Source organism: Pseudarthrobacter siccitolerans (assembly GCF_030823375.1).
Lineage (GTDB): Bacteria > Actinomycetota > Actinomycetes > Actinomycetales > Micrococcaceae > Arthrobacter > Arthrobacter siccitolerans_A.
In genome coordinates this window covers 1,574,830-1,589,807 of the sequence record NZ_JAUSXB010000001.1, presented here as the reverse complement: position 1 = coordinate 1,589,807, position 14,978 = coordinate 1,574,830, and the positions used below count along the sequence as shown (strand labels likewise).

Annotated in this window: 10 protein-coding genes; 4 read left to right on the top strand and 6 right to left on the bottom strand. The window is 64.9% G+C overall.

The genetic code is table 11. The annotated features are described in order from the left end of the window. Positions 1-14 precede the first annotated feature (14 nt). The 4 genes from QFZ36_RS07450 to QFZ36_RS07435 form a co-directional block, all read right to left on the bottom strand. Complete coding sequence (locus QFZ36_RS07450) at positions 15-5,150, bottom strand: peroxidase family protein (RefSeq protein ID WP_306635146.1); 5,136 nt, start codon at positions 5,148-5,150, stop codon at positions 15-17. Positions 5,151-5,255: 105 nt separating this feature from the next. Next, on the bottom strand, positions 5,256-5,792 hold the full coding sequence (locus QFZ36_RS07445; protein WP_306635145.1) for a hypothetical protein: 537 nt from the start codon (positions 5,790-5,792) through the stop codon (positions 5,256-5,258). 95 nt (positions 5,793-5,887) lie between these two features. Beyond that, a complete protein-coding gene (locus QFZ36_RS07440; protein WP_306635144.1) occupies positions 5,888-6,586 on the bottom strand; it encodes a response regulator transcription factor in 699 nt (232 codons plus the stop codon). Beyond that, positions 6,583-8,157, bottom strand: a complete 1,575-nt coding sequence (locus QFZ36_RS07435; RefSeq protein ID WP_306635143.1) for a sensor histidine kinase — start codon at positions 8,155-8,157, stop codon at positions 6,583-6,585. The genes QFZ36_RS07440 and QFZ36_RS07435 overlap by 4 nt, the downstream gene beginning before the upstream one ends. Before the next feature lie 361 nt (positions 8,158-8,518). On the opposite strand from QFZ36_RS07435, the gene QFZ36_RS07430 reads away from it, so the two are divergent. Continuing rightward, entirely contained in the window at positions 8,519-9,865 is a 1,347-nt protein-coding gene (locus QFZ36_RS07430; protein ID WP_306635142.1) for a BTAD domain-containing putative transcriptional regulator, read from the top strand. A 15-nt stretch (positions 9,866-9,880) separates the two neighbouring features. Continuing rightward, on the top strand, positions 9,881-11,272 hold the full coding sequence (locus QFZ36_RS07425; protein ID WP_306635141.1) for a sensor histidine kinase: 1,392 nt from the start codon (positions 9,881-9,883) through the stop codon (positions 11,270-11,272). Between the two features lie 104 nt (positions 11,273-11,376). On the opposite strand, the gene QFZ36_RS07420 is transcribed toward QFZ36_RS07425, so the two are convergent. Beyond that, the gene (locus QFZ36_RS07420; protein ID WP_306635139.1) at positions 11,377-12,183 is read right to left on the bottom strand and encodes a GAF and ANTAR domain-containing protein; all 807 of its coding nucleotides are present in this window, start codon (positions 12,181-12,183) and stop codon (positions 11,377-11,379) included. A 176-nt stretch (positions 12,184-12,359) separates the two neighbouring features. Beyond that, positions 12,360-13,610 carry an Nramp family divalent metal transporter gene (locus tag QFZ36_RS07415; protein WP_306635136.1) on the bottom strand — a complete coding sequence of 417 codons (1,251 nt, stop codon included), beginning with the start codon at positions 13,608-13,610 and terminating at the stop codon, positions 12,360-12,362. A gap of 178 nt (positions 13,611-13,788) precedes the next feature. Here QFZ36_RS07415 and QFZ36_RS07410 point away from each other — a divergent pair, with 178 nt between their 5' ends. Together QFZ36_RS07410 and QFZ36_RS07405 are read left to right on the top strand one after the other, a co-directional pair. Next, positions 13,789-14,115, top strand: a complete 327-nt coding sequence (locus QFZ36_RS07410; RefSeq protein WP_306635134.1) for an ArsR/SmtB family transcription factor — start codon at positions 13,789-13,791, stop codon at positions 14,113-14,115. Further along, positions 14,112-14,921 carry a cation diffusion facilitator family transporter gene (locus QFZ36_RS07405; RefSeq protein ID WP_306635133.1) on the top strand — a complete coding sequence of 270 codons (810 nt, stop codon included), beginning with the start codon at positions 14,112-14,114 and terminating at the stop codon, positions 14,919-14,921. Before QFZ36_RS07410 ends, QFZ36_RS07405 begins: the two co-directional genes overlap by 4 nt. Positions 14,922-14,978 lie beyond the last annotated feature (57 nt).

Genomic DNA, 14,978 nt, shown 5'->3' with positions numbered 1-14,978 from the left:
CCTCTGTACGTGATTCAGGCCTTGGTGGACTCCTTGAACGCTGTTCTCCTGGCTATGGCCCGAAAACGGTACAACTTGAATGCCAGCAGGATGCAGGCAGCCAACAGGCCTCCTGTGGTGATGGCGAGGAATGCGGTTCCGGGACTGGTGGACAGGTAGTGGGCCAGTGCCGCCAAGGTGATCAGCGGTGCGGTTCCGAAGGGGCCCCCGAACGGTGCAGCGCCCGGTACGGGTGCCAGGGGTTGGTCAGAACCAGCTCCTGCGGGCGGTGCATCCTGGTTGAAGATGCGGCGCTCATCCTCGGTGGCACCGGGAACAACGGCTTCACTCAACTCGGAGAACACAGGCTCGCTGCCGCCGTCGGCAGGGGCCACTTGGAACCGGTAAGCGGCACCGTTCTCCAGGCCCCGGACCGCCACCCTCGTGTCACCGGGCTCTGCACTGATGATTTCTCCCACCTGAGACCCCGCGGAATCGACGGTCCGGATGAAGAAGCCTCCGGGCGTCTGCTCCACTGGTGCGGGGTTCTGGGGTGCGAGGTTCTGGGGTGCCTGGTTCGCTGGTGCCTGGTCGGCTGGTGCGGGGTTCGCTGGTGCCTGGTCGGCTGGTGCGGGGTTCGCTGGTGCCTGGTCCGCTGGTGCTGGATCCGCTGGTGCTGGGACGGGAACGGTGTTCGTGTCCGGCGTCGGGGTGACAATCACAACAACCTCGCCATCGCCGGGAATGACCTCGTCGATCCCGTCACCGGCGCCTTCGTCGGTTCCCTCGTCCAGGCCGTCCTCTACCTCGTCGATCTCATTTTCGACCTCTTCGCCGAGGTCGTCGCCCGCTCCATCGGTCCCGTCGCCGAAGACGAGCTGTTCGATGTTGGAAAGGGTGTCAGTGCCATCCTCGCCGCTGTTGTGCTGAACGGTGGTGACCGAGCCGGGTGACCCCACGGTGCCGTTACCGCCCGTGGTGGTGATGGTGTAGTTGGATTCGAAGTCCGAGAAGACCGCGGTGTCGGTCCCTCCGCTGGAGGTAAGGATTTCCCGGACAGCGACGATGTTTCCGGGGTCGACAGCCCCAGCGAACACGGCCTGCTGGAGTGTCGGGCCCGTAAGTGTGCCGTCGGCGTTGCGCTGGTACTGTGCGTTCATTGCTGTGGCGCTGCCGATTTCAGTGGCAGCGTTATTGGCATCCGTGCGGACGCTGAGCCGGACTGACAGGTAGCGGTCGCCGTCGAGGATGTCATTGCCGCCGCGGCCCTCGAGGAGGTCGCTTCCGCCGCCGCCCAGGAGGATGTTGCCCTCGCCCCAGACGTGCGATTCGGTCAGCACGGGGCATTCCTTGGATGCGGACGCGTTGATGACCTCTTCGATGGGGGTGGGCAGGGAGGGGATGAGCTGGTTGAGCCCGGCAATGCGGTCCACGCCGGCCTGGTCCAGGGCATCACAGCCGATGAAGCCGGCACCGCCCACTGCCTTGGGAACGACGTCGTCGCCCCGGAGCTTGTCGTCGAAAGGACCACCGGAGAGCGCTTCAACCTCGTTGTACCTATCGCGGACGCCCACCTGGAGGATGTCCAGCGGCTCGATGGGGAGGGCAAGGTCGGCATCCTGCGGCTGGGGATCGTGAAGGCCGATTTCCCAGTCGTAGCCCGAGGCTCCAGCCACTTTCTCGATACCGGGCCCGGCGATGCCGACGTCGTCCCCGCCTTCCATGTCGTAGTCGTCGTCGCCGCCCTGGCCGCTGAGGACATCGTTGCCGGGCTTCTGGGAATCGTCCAGGAAGAACAGGTTGCTGGAGTCGCCGATCAACAGGTCCGGGCCGTCGCCGCCCTCAGCCCAGTCGCTCCCGCCGCCGCCGAACACGGCGTCCAGCCCTTCGCCGGCGATCACAAAGTCGTCGTCTTCACCGGCGAAGGTTTCGTTTGAGTTCGCCCCGCCGTTGATGAAGTCTTTGCCGTCCCCGCCGAGGAGCAGATCCAGGCCGGGGCCGCCGTCGATTGCGTCATTGTCCGGTCCGCCTTTCAGGATGTCGTCTCCGTTCGAGTCGGTGATGATGTCGTTGCCGTCGCCGCCCAGGACGGTATCGGCGCCGTCATTGCCTTCGATGACGTCGTTGCCAGTGCCGCCCCACATGGTGTCGTTGTCCACCCCGCCGTGGATGCGGTCAGCATTGACGGAGCCGTTGTACACGGCCTGGCCGTTGATGCCGGCCGGGTCCACCGAGTTGGAAGCCCGGTACTTGATGGTGCCGTCAGGCATACGGATCAGCAGCGCTGACTCGTTGCACTGCGACGCCGGATCGTCGGTCACCGTGTTGCCGGCGGAGGCGAAGCCCGCGGCCGTTCCGTTGAGGTTTTTCAGCTCAAATTTGCAGTCGGCGGTGGCGAAGGCATCGGCCTTCAAGGCGTGCGCGTTGGTGTTGCGCATCATCATCTCGGCGAAGGAATTTCCTTCAAGCTGTGCCATCAGGTTCATGCCGGGCGTGCGCGCCAGGTAGTAGAGCCGGTCGCCGTTCTGCAGATCGGTCATCTGGCTCTCGAAAACGTAGTTGAAGGTGCTGCCGAGCAGTCCCCCGAACAGGTTGGTCCGTTCGGCGAGGCCGCCCATCCAGAGGTCGATGTCATCGAGTCCGGTGATGGATGCTGTTCCCGTGTTGGCCCAGGCGTCCGTGCTGTTCATAAAGGCAACGGCATCCTCAGGGGCAACCTCGCCGGCCAGGGCGTCAGGGCTGACGATCAGCCTGGCTGCCGTACGCTTGGCCTCGAGTGTTGCGGCCTGGACGATCGAGGGGTGCTTGCCGTAGGCGGCCACGAAATTGACCAGGGACGCCGGGTGCTTGATGTTTTCGCCAAAGTCGATCCAGTTGGTGTACGGCTTGAGCTGGCTGTCGTTGGTGGCGTCGTGTAGTTCCCGGCGCAGCGCGTTCAACGTGGGAAGTCCCTCTGACCGGGCACGGGTGAGGTTGATGGCAGCGAGGTCCATGGGCAGCCCCAGCAGTTTGTTCCGGAGCGTATCGGTGACAAACTCATCCAGTTCGCTGCCTACCTGGTCCGACATGCCCATGATGATGCTGCCTGCGGCCTCCTCGGAGGTGAGGGCGCCGGCGGGGCCGCCGTCCGTGTAGGCCGGCGGATTCAGGAAGCCCTCGAGGAGGGAAAGGTCGTTCCGGGAGCCCCTGACGTCGTCGGACGTTCCAAACACGTTGTCTGTTCCGGGACTGTCCTGGTTGCGGCGGGAGATAGTTTCGGTGAGCATCGAATGGCCGAAGCGGTACACGGCGTGGGCGAATTCGGCACTGATTGCCGGATTGATATCCGTCTGGGCGAAAGCGAAGGGTTCGAACGGGTTGATGCCGGGCTGGATCTTCCTTGCGAACTCCTCAAAGACCAGGTGCTGGTACTCCATCTCCGTGATGAACCGCGCGGCCTGGAAGAGCCGTTCGCCGTTCCAGCCGCCTGCGCCATCGGTGAGCTTCCACTCGGCCAGGGCGGCGAGCCCCTTGGCTGACGTGTCAGTACCGAGGACCCTCCTGATGTCCGCGGCCACACGGTCATGCTCGGAGTGGAACACCTGGTGGATGGCAGTCAGCCCGATGTTCTCGTTGACCCTGCCATCGCCGGCGATGAAGTGGGCGTCCAGCATCTCGTCGTCGTAGGTGCCTGGCGCCTGGCTGGCGAAATCCGCGGAAGCCGTCTTGTCGCCGTCAGCGGAGGGAGCCGCCGGCGGGGTACCGGGGTTGTGGTCGGCGTCCTGAGGGGAGGGGTCCGCGTTATGGGCGATGTCCGTCAGGAAAGGCGTGTTGAAGTACAGCACGTCCTGCGGCACGAGCGTTCCCAGCCCCCCGTTCGAGGTCCGGTCTGCCTCCACGAGGCCGGACTTCGTGACGAACTGCGGGAGTCCGTTCTTCGGGCCGGGAATGAACTTTCCGTAGGGATCCGCGGCGAGCAGGGGGACGTTGAGGACGTCCTTGTCCAGCAGTTGTATCCCGAGCAGCTCCCGGGCCTGCCTTTTGGTGTCAGCCCAGGACGCCATGCCGCCGGCTGCAGGCGTGCCTCCAGGGCCACCCAGCATATTGCCGGTCGCTACCGGGCGTCCCGAGGGGTTGTTTGCGTACTCGCGCAGGAACACCTGGTGCGAGGAGTGCGACGAGTACGTCTGGCTTTGGTCCACCCACGGCGAATTGGTGTTCAGGGCATCCTGGACATCGTCCGCGGTCCCGAGTTGGCCGTCCCCGCCGGGCTGGTTTTGGCCGCGGGTCAGCACCATAAAGCGCATATGCGGGTCGAGGTCATCGGCGTTGCCGAAGACGTGGTCCGGCCCGGCGATCAGCGGGTCATCAGCCTTGAGCGGCACGTAGACCGTGCCTCCGCCTTTGACCGTCTGGTCGATGCCGTGGTCGAAGAACTGGCCGAAGAGGGTGAACAGGGAGTTGTAGGGCGGTGACAGTCCGACGTCGGTAGTCACGTTGGGGATGAACAGCGTGTTGTGCGAGGGGACGCAGCCCTCCGGCGCGGCTGCCACAGGGGGTGTGGAGTCGGGGTTGGGGTCCGTAGTGCAGGGCACCACGCCGTCGTTGCCCTGGGTCCTGGCCGGGAAGCCTGCCGCGGCGACCGCTGCCGGGTTGGTGGACGTCTGATCGGCGATCAGGTTGCTGATGGTGCGCGGCCGCGAATCGAAGACACTTCCCGATTTTTGGGTGTAGCCCGTTGCGGCGGGGGGACCGCCGAAGGATCCGCTCTCGGCAGCCGTGAAGGACTTCGACCCGAGCCGCGGGAACACCTGGTCTGAGGCGCCGTACGTCTCCTGGCCGGGCTGGAGGTTGTTGCAGCTTCCGTCCACGGTCCGAAGGCCGTGGGACAGCAGTGGGCTGGCAAGCTGGTTCGGGCCGGTCCCCACCAGTGCCCCGCATGGCCCGGTTTCGGACGTGGTGTTGGCCACGTGCGCTTCCGCGATCTTGATTTGCTTCAGGATGAAGGACAAGTCTGCTGGTGTGATGGTGAAGCCAGCGCCCACCGGCGCTTGCACGGCGTTGGCCGCGACGGGCGGCAGGCCCATTGAGGCGGCCAGGGCGAGCGCTCCGGATGCGGCCAGGAAGCGCACTCTTGCTGATGCGGTTCCGTGGTGTGGCGTGGACGGTGACTTGCGCGAAAAAGCCTGCATCCCAGATCGGTTCCCCCCGTAGGGCCGGCTCCCCAGTAGAGCCGGCGAAACAAGGCCATGTTGTTATGGCCTCCTAGGGAAAACCTTGGTGCGGGTGATGAGGTGCTAGCGGTCGCCGCCTTTATCGTCGCCGGCTTCTCTGAGGCTGCCGTTGTCGTCGCCGAGGTCGTGGGTGGCGCTGTCATCGGAGACGCCGGGTGCGCGGAGGCCGCCGTTGTCGTCGCCGAGGTCGTGGGTGCCGCTGTCATCGGAGACGCCGGGTGCGCGGAGGCCGCCGTTGTCATCCCCGAGATCGTGGGAGGCGCCGTCGTCTGAAACACCGGGTGCGCGGAGGCCGCCGTTGTCATCGAGACCTTGGGGCGGCGGGTTCTGCGTGATCTGAACCGGCGCGACAGTCTGCGGTTCGGCCGCGACGCGCGTTTCGCCGGCTGCCTGCTGGGGTATCGCGGTGATTCTGGCACTGGGGGTTGGAGTGGAAAGCGAGTCCTCCGCCTTGGCAGTGTCACTGCCGGATTTCACGTCGGCAACCACCACGCCCGGCGCTACGGCGGGGGGAGGGCCAGCGCTGGCCTGGGCCAGGACGGCGGTGAGGCTTGCTGCGCCCACAGCGGCTGCAACAGGGAGATACCAGAACTTTTTCACGGGTTTCGCCTTTCTTGGGGTGTTTCCACCCTGGGTTGTGTAATCACTGTGCGCGGAGACGGTGAGAGGGAGATGAGACGTTCATGAGAGAGCTCTCATGCGCCCGAAGAGGTCTTAGATGGGGAAGCGGGCGCTGCCACAAAGCGGTATCCCGCGCCGCGGACGGATAGGAACCTTTCCGGGCCAAGCTTGTTGCGCAGGTACCCCACGTAGACGTCCACCACATTGGAGGACCCGTCAAAGTCGTATCCCCACACCCGGCTCAGCAGCTGTTCCCGGGTGAGCAGCTTGCCCTCGTTTTCCAGGAAGGCCCGGGCCATGGCGAATTCCCTGGCGGACAGCGGCACCGTCCGGCCGCGGACCCTCGCGCTGCGAAGGTCAACGTCCAGGCTGACGTCCCCGCGCACAGGGACTGGCGGCACGCGAACCCCCGGGTTATCCCGGAGCCGCAGGCGGATCCGGGAGAGCAGCTCCTCAAAGCGGAAGGGTTTGGTCATGTAGTCGTCCGCACCGCCGTCGAGCGCTGCAAGGGTGTCCTGGAGTGAAGCCTTGGCCGTCAGGACTATTACCGGAACCGCACAGTTCATCGCCCGCAAGGCTGCAAGCACCGCCAAGCCGTCCATTCTGGGCATGCCAATGTCCAGGATGAGCAGGTCGAACTCCCCGGAGCTGCCGTAGTCCAGCGCCCGGATGCCGTCTTCCACCGATGCGGTAGTGAAACCTGCCGCGGTAAGCCCCTTGGTGATGAAGCTCGCGATCCGCGGTTCGTCGTCGGCGATCAGGATCCTCGTCATGTAATTCCTCCTGGCAGTGAAAGGACAAAGCGGCTGCCCTCGTCCACCCGCGAAGTAACGCGAAGTGTTCCGCTGTGTGCCTCGGCTATGGCCTTGACGATCGGCAGCCCCAGCCCCGATCCTTCCTTGCCGCGGGAAACCCCGGCCCTGGCGAAACGGTCGAAAATCCGTTCCTGGTCCTTTGCACTGATGCCGCAGCCCGTGTCAGCAACCCATATTTCGAAGCCCGTACCGGAAGGTTCGCCATGCTTCAATGCCCCGGTGCCACCCGGCGTCGTCCCATCCGGCGTCCCGCTCTCAGCCCCTGTCCCGGTCCAGGCTGCACCGAGGGAGATGACATCGTGCCGGCGCGTGGAATGTACTGCATTGGCAGCGAGCTGTTCCACCGCCTGCGTCAGGCGGTGGCGGTCCCCGCGGAACCACCCCCCAGGCATGCTTTCAATCTGCCACCGGCGGTCTGCCAGCACCTTGATCCTGTTCATGGCCGCCTCCAGGAAGGAGTCGACGTCGATCCAGTCCGGCCGGAGAAAGTCCGGACGGCCGCTGCGCGCCAGCAGGAGCAGCTCATCCACCAGGGATTGCATCCTGTCCAGCTCGTCCAGGAGCAGGACCTGCGTCTCGGCGACGTCCCGGGGGTCTCCTGCCTGGAGCAGTTGGACGTGGCCGCCGATGATGGTGAGGGGTGTCCTCAGCTCATGGCTGGCATCATCCACGAACCGGCGCTGGTCCGTGATGCCGGTCTCCAGCCTGTCGAGCATGCGGTTGAAGTCCGTGGCCAACTGTGAGACGTCGTCATCGCCGGGCGGGACGAGGACCCTGCTGCTCAGGTCCTCAAAGGTAATGGACCCGGTGGCCTGGCGCAGGCGCCGGATGGGAACAAAAAGCCGTGCCGTCACGGTGAAGCCCACGGCCCCCGCCAGCAGCAGCGTGGCAAGCGAAACCATCGCGAAGGTCCCGAAGGACTTTATGGCCTGCTCCCGCTGCTGCCCGATTTCATTCGCTGCCACTAAAAGTCCACCGACGGTTCCATCGCCGAGCGCTACCGAGGTGATGGCCAGGCGCACCTGCATGCCGTCCAGGGTCATGTCATGGAAGACGGTCCGCCCTTCACGGTGCTCGGCGCGGGCGGTGTCAAGCAATTGGGCGGTAGCAAGATTTGTCGGCTGTTCTCCAGCGGGCAGGAAAGTGTTGCCCCCGTTGACGGTGGCCATCACGGAGTCGTACCGGCCCGGAGTGTCCCCCTGGAGGAAGGCGGTGAACAGTGCATCAAGGGAGCTATAAGACCCCCCGCCCGGAACACCGTGCTCCACGATGTTCTGAAGACGCCCCGACTGGAGCAGGAGTTCCTCGCTGACCCGGCTGTTGAGGTTACGCAGGTCAAGGGCGAGCGTGGTGATGCCGGCAACCAGGAGTCCGCCCGCCAGGAAAGCCAGCACCGTGGCGAGTACCCGGAAACGGACCGTCCGCAGTCCCGCCCGAAAGCGGTGCCAGCTCCCGGCGAGTGAGGCCGGGCCCATGATGGCGGAACCTCCGTGGCTGGTAGCCGTCCCCACTGCCACGTCCTTTCCCATCGCGCCTGCCTCGCAGCCGCCGTTGTCACAAACCGCTGCTGTTTCGTGTTTCTGCAAAATTAGGGGGGACCGGTTGGGAAAAGCTTTGGCAAGGCCACTCGTCCCCACATTGGGCTACCTAGGGTTTTCCCAACATTTGGCCCTCGATTGTCCAATTCATCGACTGACCGGCGGAAACGCTTCCCAGGATGGTTTTCTTTCATCCAGTCCTTTGCGGAATGCCGCTGGTTCGCCATGCGTAGAAGCCGCCGTCACCTAAGTAGCGGCACTTCAAGAACTGAGTACACGGCACTGTTGTTCGCATGTTTGCCCGCCGCTTCAATGATGACCAGCAGCACTCGACTACTTGGGGGAAGCCTTCGTGATTACTGTTGAACTGGCGGAAAAAGCAGCCGATGCAGGTACCGTTCGTGAAGCGCCTACCCAGGCGCCGGCGCTTCAGATCTCTGTTTTCGGCCCGCTGACAATTCGCGGCGGCGCCAAGGAACTGACCGCCAACGACCTCGGCGGACCCAAGCCCCGCCAGGTGCTCGAAATCCTCCTGCTGAGTTTCGGCTCCGCGGTGTCCAAGACCCGCATCATGGACCTGCTGTGGGACGGCAACCACCCCGCCGTTGCACTGCCCACACTCGAAAGCTATGTCAGCGTCCTCCGGCGCCACCTGCAGCCGGGCGCAGGCCGGACAGGTCCCCTGCGGACGGTCACCGGCGGCTATGCCATCGACCGGTCGCTGGTGGAACTCGATCTGGACCGTTTTGAAACCTTGGTCAAAACGGCGGGCCAGGCCGAACCGCGTGAAGCGCTCGCATTGCTCACGGAAGCACTTGACCTGGCTTCGGCTCCGCTGCTCGGGGACGAACTGCTGCCGGCCTGGGCCGAGCACGAGCGCGCCTTGCATGCACAGCAGGTTGGCGTTGCCCGCGTGCTGGCCGCAGAAGCCGCGCTTTCTGTCGGCGAGGTCAGCGGCGCCATTGCCTTCAGCCGTGCGGCGGTGAAGGAAGATCCGCTCAACGAACGGGCATGGACAGCACTGATTCTGGGGCTGGAGTGCAATGGGGAGAACACCGAGGCCCTGCGGACTTTTGACCGCTTCCGCCGGGTTATGGACGAGGAACTGGGCTGCGCCCCGGGGCCGGCGCTGAGGGATGCGCAAGCCAGGCTCCTGACAAGCACTGCGGCAACGTCCGGAGTTCCGGACATTCGTGGTCCCATCCATGTGGTTAAGGAAAGCCGCAGCTCAGCTCCCACAGCAGCGCAGCAGGAAGCGGAACGCCTGCGGATCCTGATCGTTGACGACCACACCACGTTTTCGGACCTGCTGGCCGGAGCGCTGGACCGGGAGCCGGACCTCAAGAGTGTGGGAGCGGCTAAGTCAGTGACGTCCGCCGTGGAGATGTTCCATGACCTGCAGCCCGACGTCGTCATTATGGATCTGCATCTTTCTGACGGTTCAGGACTCCAGGCTTCCGAGCGCATTCTCTCCGAAGATCCCCAAGCCCGGATCGTCATGCTGACCGGCAACCCGTCACAGGACGCGCTGCGCCAGGCCGCCGGCATGGGAGTGTGTGCGTTCCTCCCGAAGGACGGCGCCCTGGGTGTGATGCTGAACGCCCTGAGGCATGCCCATCCCGGCAACTTGATTGTGCATCCGTCCCTGCTCGCCAGGTTGGGCAGCGCGGTCCCGATCCTGCCGGAACTTTCGGCCTAGCCAGGGCTGGCTGCCATGCGTGCACAACCTCCTCCAGAAGCCTCTCCGGTTGCCCACAGTGTTAACGGTGTCGCCGAGCGGCGTGAGGTCCGGGCGGCTGTTGCACGTTTTCTTACTGCAGGCTTTATCGCCCTGGTTCTGGTGGCTACACCCGTGGCCTTCTGGATCCGGGCCGCAGCGGAACAGCACGCTTTGGACAACGCAAGGGACGTCACCCAGCGTCTCGCGGACAGAATAGTGGGGCCGCTCATTACGGACCAGGTCCTTGCCCACGAACCTGCCGCGCTGCAACTGTTGGATCAGCGGCTGGAGCCGTGGTTGGCGGAGAGCGGCGTGACACGGATCAAAGTGTGGGATGCGCACGGCCAGGTGATCTACTCGGACGTCGAATCCCTTATAGGGCAAAAATTCCAGCAGGAGGAATGGGCGCGCCGGCTGCTCGAAGGCGGGCCGGCGACGGCCACCCTGGAGCCACAGGACGCCGAAGAAAATGCTTTCGAAACCGGTTCCGGCGAACTCGTGGAGGTTTACGTGCGCTCAGCTTCCCAAAGCGGTGCTCCGATGATCTTCGAAACCTACTCTTCGGGCGACGGAGTCCGGGCGGAACAGCAGGCAGTCCTGGTGGGCATGATCCCGCCGATGCTGCTGTCCTTGGCAGTCCTGCAGCTGGCACAGCTGATTCCGGCCGTCCGGCTGGCCCGAAGGATCCAGGTCCACCAGGCCGCACGCAATGCCCTGCTGCACTGTGCGATTGAGGCATCGGACCACGAGCGCCGGCAGATAGCCAGCGAACTCCATGACGAAGTGATCCAGGACTTGTCCGGGCTGGCCTATGCCCTGGAATCGGTGGAGCATCGCGGCCCGGAAGAGCAGGGGCCCGTATTTTCGAAGGCGCGGACCATGTTGCAGGACAACATCCGCACCCTGCGGGCCATGACCAGCGAGCTCTATCCTCCCGATCTCGACGAGCTCGGGCTTAAGGCGTCCCTCACCAGGCTTGAGGCGCCCCTCGTAGAGCGCGGCATCACGCTGACCGTCGAGATCCCGGACAAGCTCCTGCTGGACCGGGACCGGGCTGTGCTGGTGTATCGGGTGGCGCGCGAGGCCCTGGTTAACGCCGCCAAGCATTCTTCCGCGCAATCCGTTTGGATCCGGATCAGGCAGTCCGGCCAGGTCACCCAGATCACGGTCTCGGACAACGGCCGCGGTTTCACCCCGGGCGAACCCCGCGCCGAAGGCCATTTTGGCTTGCGGATCCTGGGGGACACGATTCAGCAGGCCGGCGGTTCCCTTGAAGTCCGCTCCTCTCCAGGGGCGGGAACTATCGTTTCCGCCACATTCGGTGGGGGTGTCTCTGCCGTCCGTTTCACCGGCGGCCAGCCGATTGCGTCCTCTATCCGGGCTTGACGGCGGCGGTTCTTGGTTGCGGCGCCACCGCCCCCGGATCCGTGCGGGCGGAAGGAGGGACCGTCGTCGTCATTTCGGGCCGTCCGCAGGGACGGCCCGTTGCTTCATTCCTTGAAATGGGTAAAAGGGGTGCCGCCCGGCAGCTGCTGCAGCATTGTTTCGGCCACCACGCGGGCTTTGACGTTTCGGTGGCTGGAGGCCTCGGCAAGGATGTGGAAGGCGTCCTTGTAGGAGCACCGGTTTTGCCCCATGATCACTCCGCAAGCAACGTCAATGGACGTACGTCCCTGCAGGGCCGCCTGCAGATTTTCCGCCGCCGCCTGCACTGCCCGCAGCTCTGCTGCCGAGAGGTAACTGGCAGCCGCCAGTCTGCTGAAGGCGGTGGCAGCAATAATGACGCTGGGAGTGAAGACGTTGTCCTGTTGGGCGACCAGGGTCATCGCTGACCTGCTCCCCGCGTAAAGATGCAGCGGCACGGACAGAAGTGACCTGTAGCCGGCCTCGCCGAGACGGTGGTAGCTGGAAGGCCACCGCGGATCCGCAGGGTAGCGTTTGACGATGACGGCCAGATGCCCGGCCAATGCGTGGGATACCGGTCCGTCCCCGCTGTTTTCATCCAGTTGTGCGAGACAGGTGGCGCCGCTGCTGGTGCCTGATGTCAGTGCCGCCTGGCCTGGGCGGACAAGGGAAACAGTACCGTCCAACGGGCATCCGGCCAGCTCGGACAGGGCCGACGCTGCAGCCATCGAGAGGAGCTGGAGGGAAGCTTCTTCGCTGCAGGCACGCAGGTCCAAAAGGATGCCGAACGCCGGCGGGGCTGCTGACTGGCCGCGCAAGGACGATGCCCCGCTGCTTCCGTCACCCGCCCGGTCATGATGATGCGCACGCTTCAGGCGCACCTCGATTCCCATAACCTGCTCCCGTCACCAGCGCATGTCCTCGCCCAACACCTCTAGCTGCACGTTACGGGGCAGGGGAGCTGGAGTGCCCGAGTAACGGGTACTCGACTTTTCAGCAGGCCATTACTGCGGCTGCCTCGTTCCTCGCGGGCCCCTGATATCAACCGGCGTTCCGCCGTCAACCTGGCTCAGGAATGGCCGGCGAGCGTCAGGGTAATGAGGACGATGTTCAGGCCCACGATCAGCGTGGCACTGGTCCAACCGGCAATCTTCAAGGCTTTGGAGTCTGTGTGGATGCCCATAACTTCCCGTTTGCCGGTCAACCGGATCAGCGGGATCAAGGCAAACGGGATACCGAAGCTGAGCAGCACCTGGCTCAGGACCAGGGCGAGGGTCGGTTCGATCCCGGCACCCAAAATGATCAAGGCCGGAATCAGGGTGATGACCCTGCGGGTGAGCAACGGTATACGGACCTTCAGCAGACCGCCCATGATGGTGGCCCCGGCGTAGCAGCCCACCGACGTCGACGCCAGGCCGGAGGCCAGCAGCCCGATTGCGAAAATAATGCCGACGGCGGGGCCCAGGGCCGAGGTGACGGCGGCATGGGCGCCGGCGATGGTGTCCGTCCCCTCAATGCCGCGGAGGCTGGACGCGGCGAGCAGCAGCATCGAAATGTTGACCACGCCTGCCAGCAACAAGGCACCCAGGACGTCGAACCGGGTAGCGCGGATCAGGCGGGTCCGAACGGCAGGGTCCTCCGAGAATCCGTGCCGGTCCCGGGCCAGGGCGGAGTGCAGGTAGATCGCGTGCGGCATGACAGTGGCGCCGAGCATGCTGGCGGCGAGCAGGACGGTGTCCGTGCCCTCAAAACGCGGCAGCAACCCGCCCAGGGCGCTTCCGCCGTCGGGCGGGTTGACGAACAGGCCGGTCATGAACCCGACAGCGATGATTCCCAGCAATACCAGGATTGCGTACTCGAAGGTCCGCTGGCCCTGGCGGGACTGCAGCGCCAGCAGCAGCATCGACGCCACACCGATGATCAGGCCGCCGGCCAGCAGGGGCAACCCGAACAGCAGGTTCAAGGCCACCGCACCACCGATGACCTCGGCCATGTCGGTGGCACCGGCGACGATTTCTGCCTGCACCCAGTACAGGCGCCGCCGTTTGGTGCCCAGTCGCTTGCCCAGGATCTCCGGAAGGCTCATTCCCGTGGCGAGGCCCAGCTTGGCGGACTGGTACTGGACGAGGACTGCCATGGCGTTGGCCACCACCAGGACCCACACCAGCAGATACCCGTAGTTGGCACCCGCGGTCAGGTTGGCGGCGACGTTCCCGGGATCCACGTAGGCGATCGCGGCGACAAAAGCAGGGCCGAGCAGCAGGAGCCTGGACCATACCTTGCGTGGTGCGGGGCGAAGTTCAAGAGCGGGTGCAGCCATCGTCAAAATCCTCATCATCGGGGCCTTCTGATACGAGGATAACCGAAAGTTAGGCATACCGAAAAGTAGTTTTTAGGGCTGCCGGCTCGCGGCGTTTTTACTCGGAAGTGCGCAGAAGTGTCTTGCGGCATTTCGATACAGTATTGCTTGAATACATCCATCTATGTACTATGAGGGTATGGAAACGCTCACCCAGGCGCCCGTGCTGGCCCGGTTCGGTTACGCGGTCTCAGACCCCACCCGGGCCCGGATTCTCCTGACCCTCGCTGATGTCCCGTCCTACCCGTCAGATCTTGCGGACGCCCTGGGCGTGTCCAGGCAAAGCATGTCCAACCATCTGACGTGCCTGCGCGGATGCGGCCTGGTCGCAGCCGTCGCGGACGGACGCAGGACCCGGTATGAACTCGCGGATGCCCGGCTGGGCCACGCGATCAAGGACCTGCTCGGTGTTGTCCTGGCAGTGGATCCGTCCTGCTGCGCCCCTGACGGGACGTGCCTCGCATGACGGCCGTGCTCCAGACGCCCCTCCAGCAGCGGCGGGCCGTCCTGTCCCGCAGGATCCGGCTGTTCGCCGCGGCGACCATCACTTATAACGTCATCGAAGCGGCAGTGGCGCTCTGGGCCGGCGGGGTGGCCGACTCCTCGGCCCTGATCGGGTTCGGCCTGGATTCCCTGATCGAAGTGACGTCAGCCCTGGCGCTGTCGTGGCAGTTCTCGGCCAAAGACCCGGAACGGCGCGAACATCTGACCTTGCGGATTATCGCTGTCTCCTTCTTCGCCCTTGCCGCTTTCGTGGCCGGGGACGCTGCGCGTTCCCTGGCGGGCGGTGGCGAGGCCCGGCATTCGACTCCCGGGATCATCATCGCGGCCTTGAGCCTGGCGGTCATGCCCGTCCTGTCGTGGGCGCAGCGCCGCGCGGGCCGGGAACTCGGATCCCGGACCGCCGTTGCCGACTCCAAGCAGACGCTGTTGTGCACCTACCTCTCGGCCGTCCTGCTGGTGGGCCTGGTCCTGAACAGCACCCTGGGCTGGTGGTGGGCCGACGCCGGAGCCGCCCTGGTGATCTCGGGCATTGCCGTCCGTGAAGGAATCAACGCCTGGCGCGGCGATATCTGCTGTACCATCCCCGGCGCTGATGCGCAGCACAGCGAAGGTGACGACTGCTGCGCATCGGCAAGCATGGATTACGGGCTGCTCCCGTCAGCTCCTGCTGCAGCGGAAGGGGGCGCCGCGTGCTGTGCGGGCTGCGGATCGGATTCGAAACCCGCTCCGGTGGCCCTCACGCTTGGACGGGAACCGGACCAGCGGTAGAAGCGTTCCTTTGCTGCGGGAGCCAGTCGGGCTGGCACAGCTGCGGAAACCCTGGTG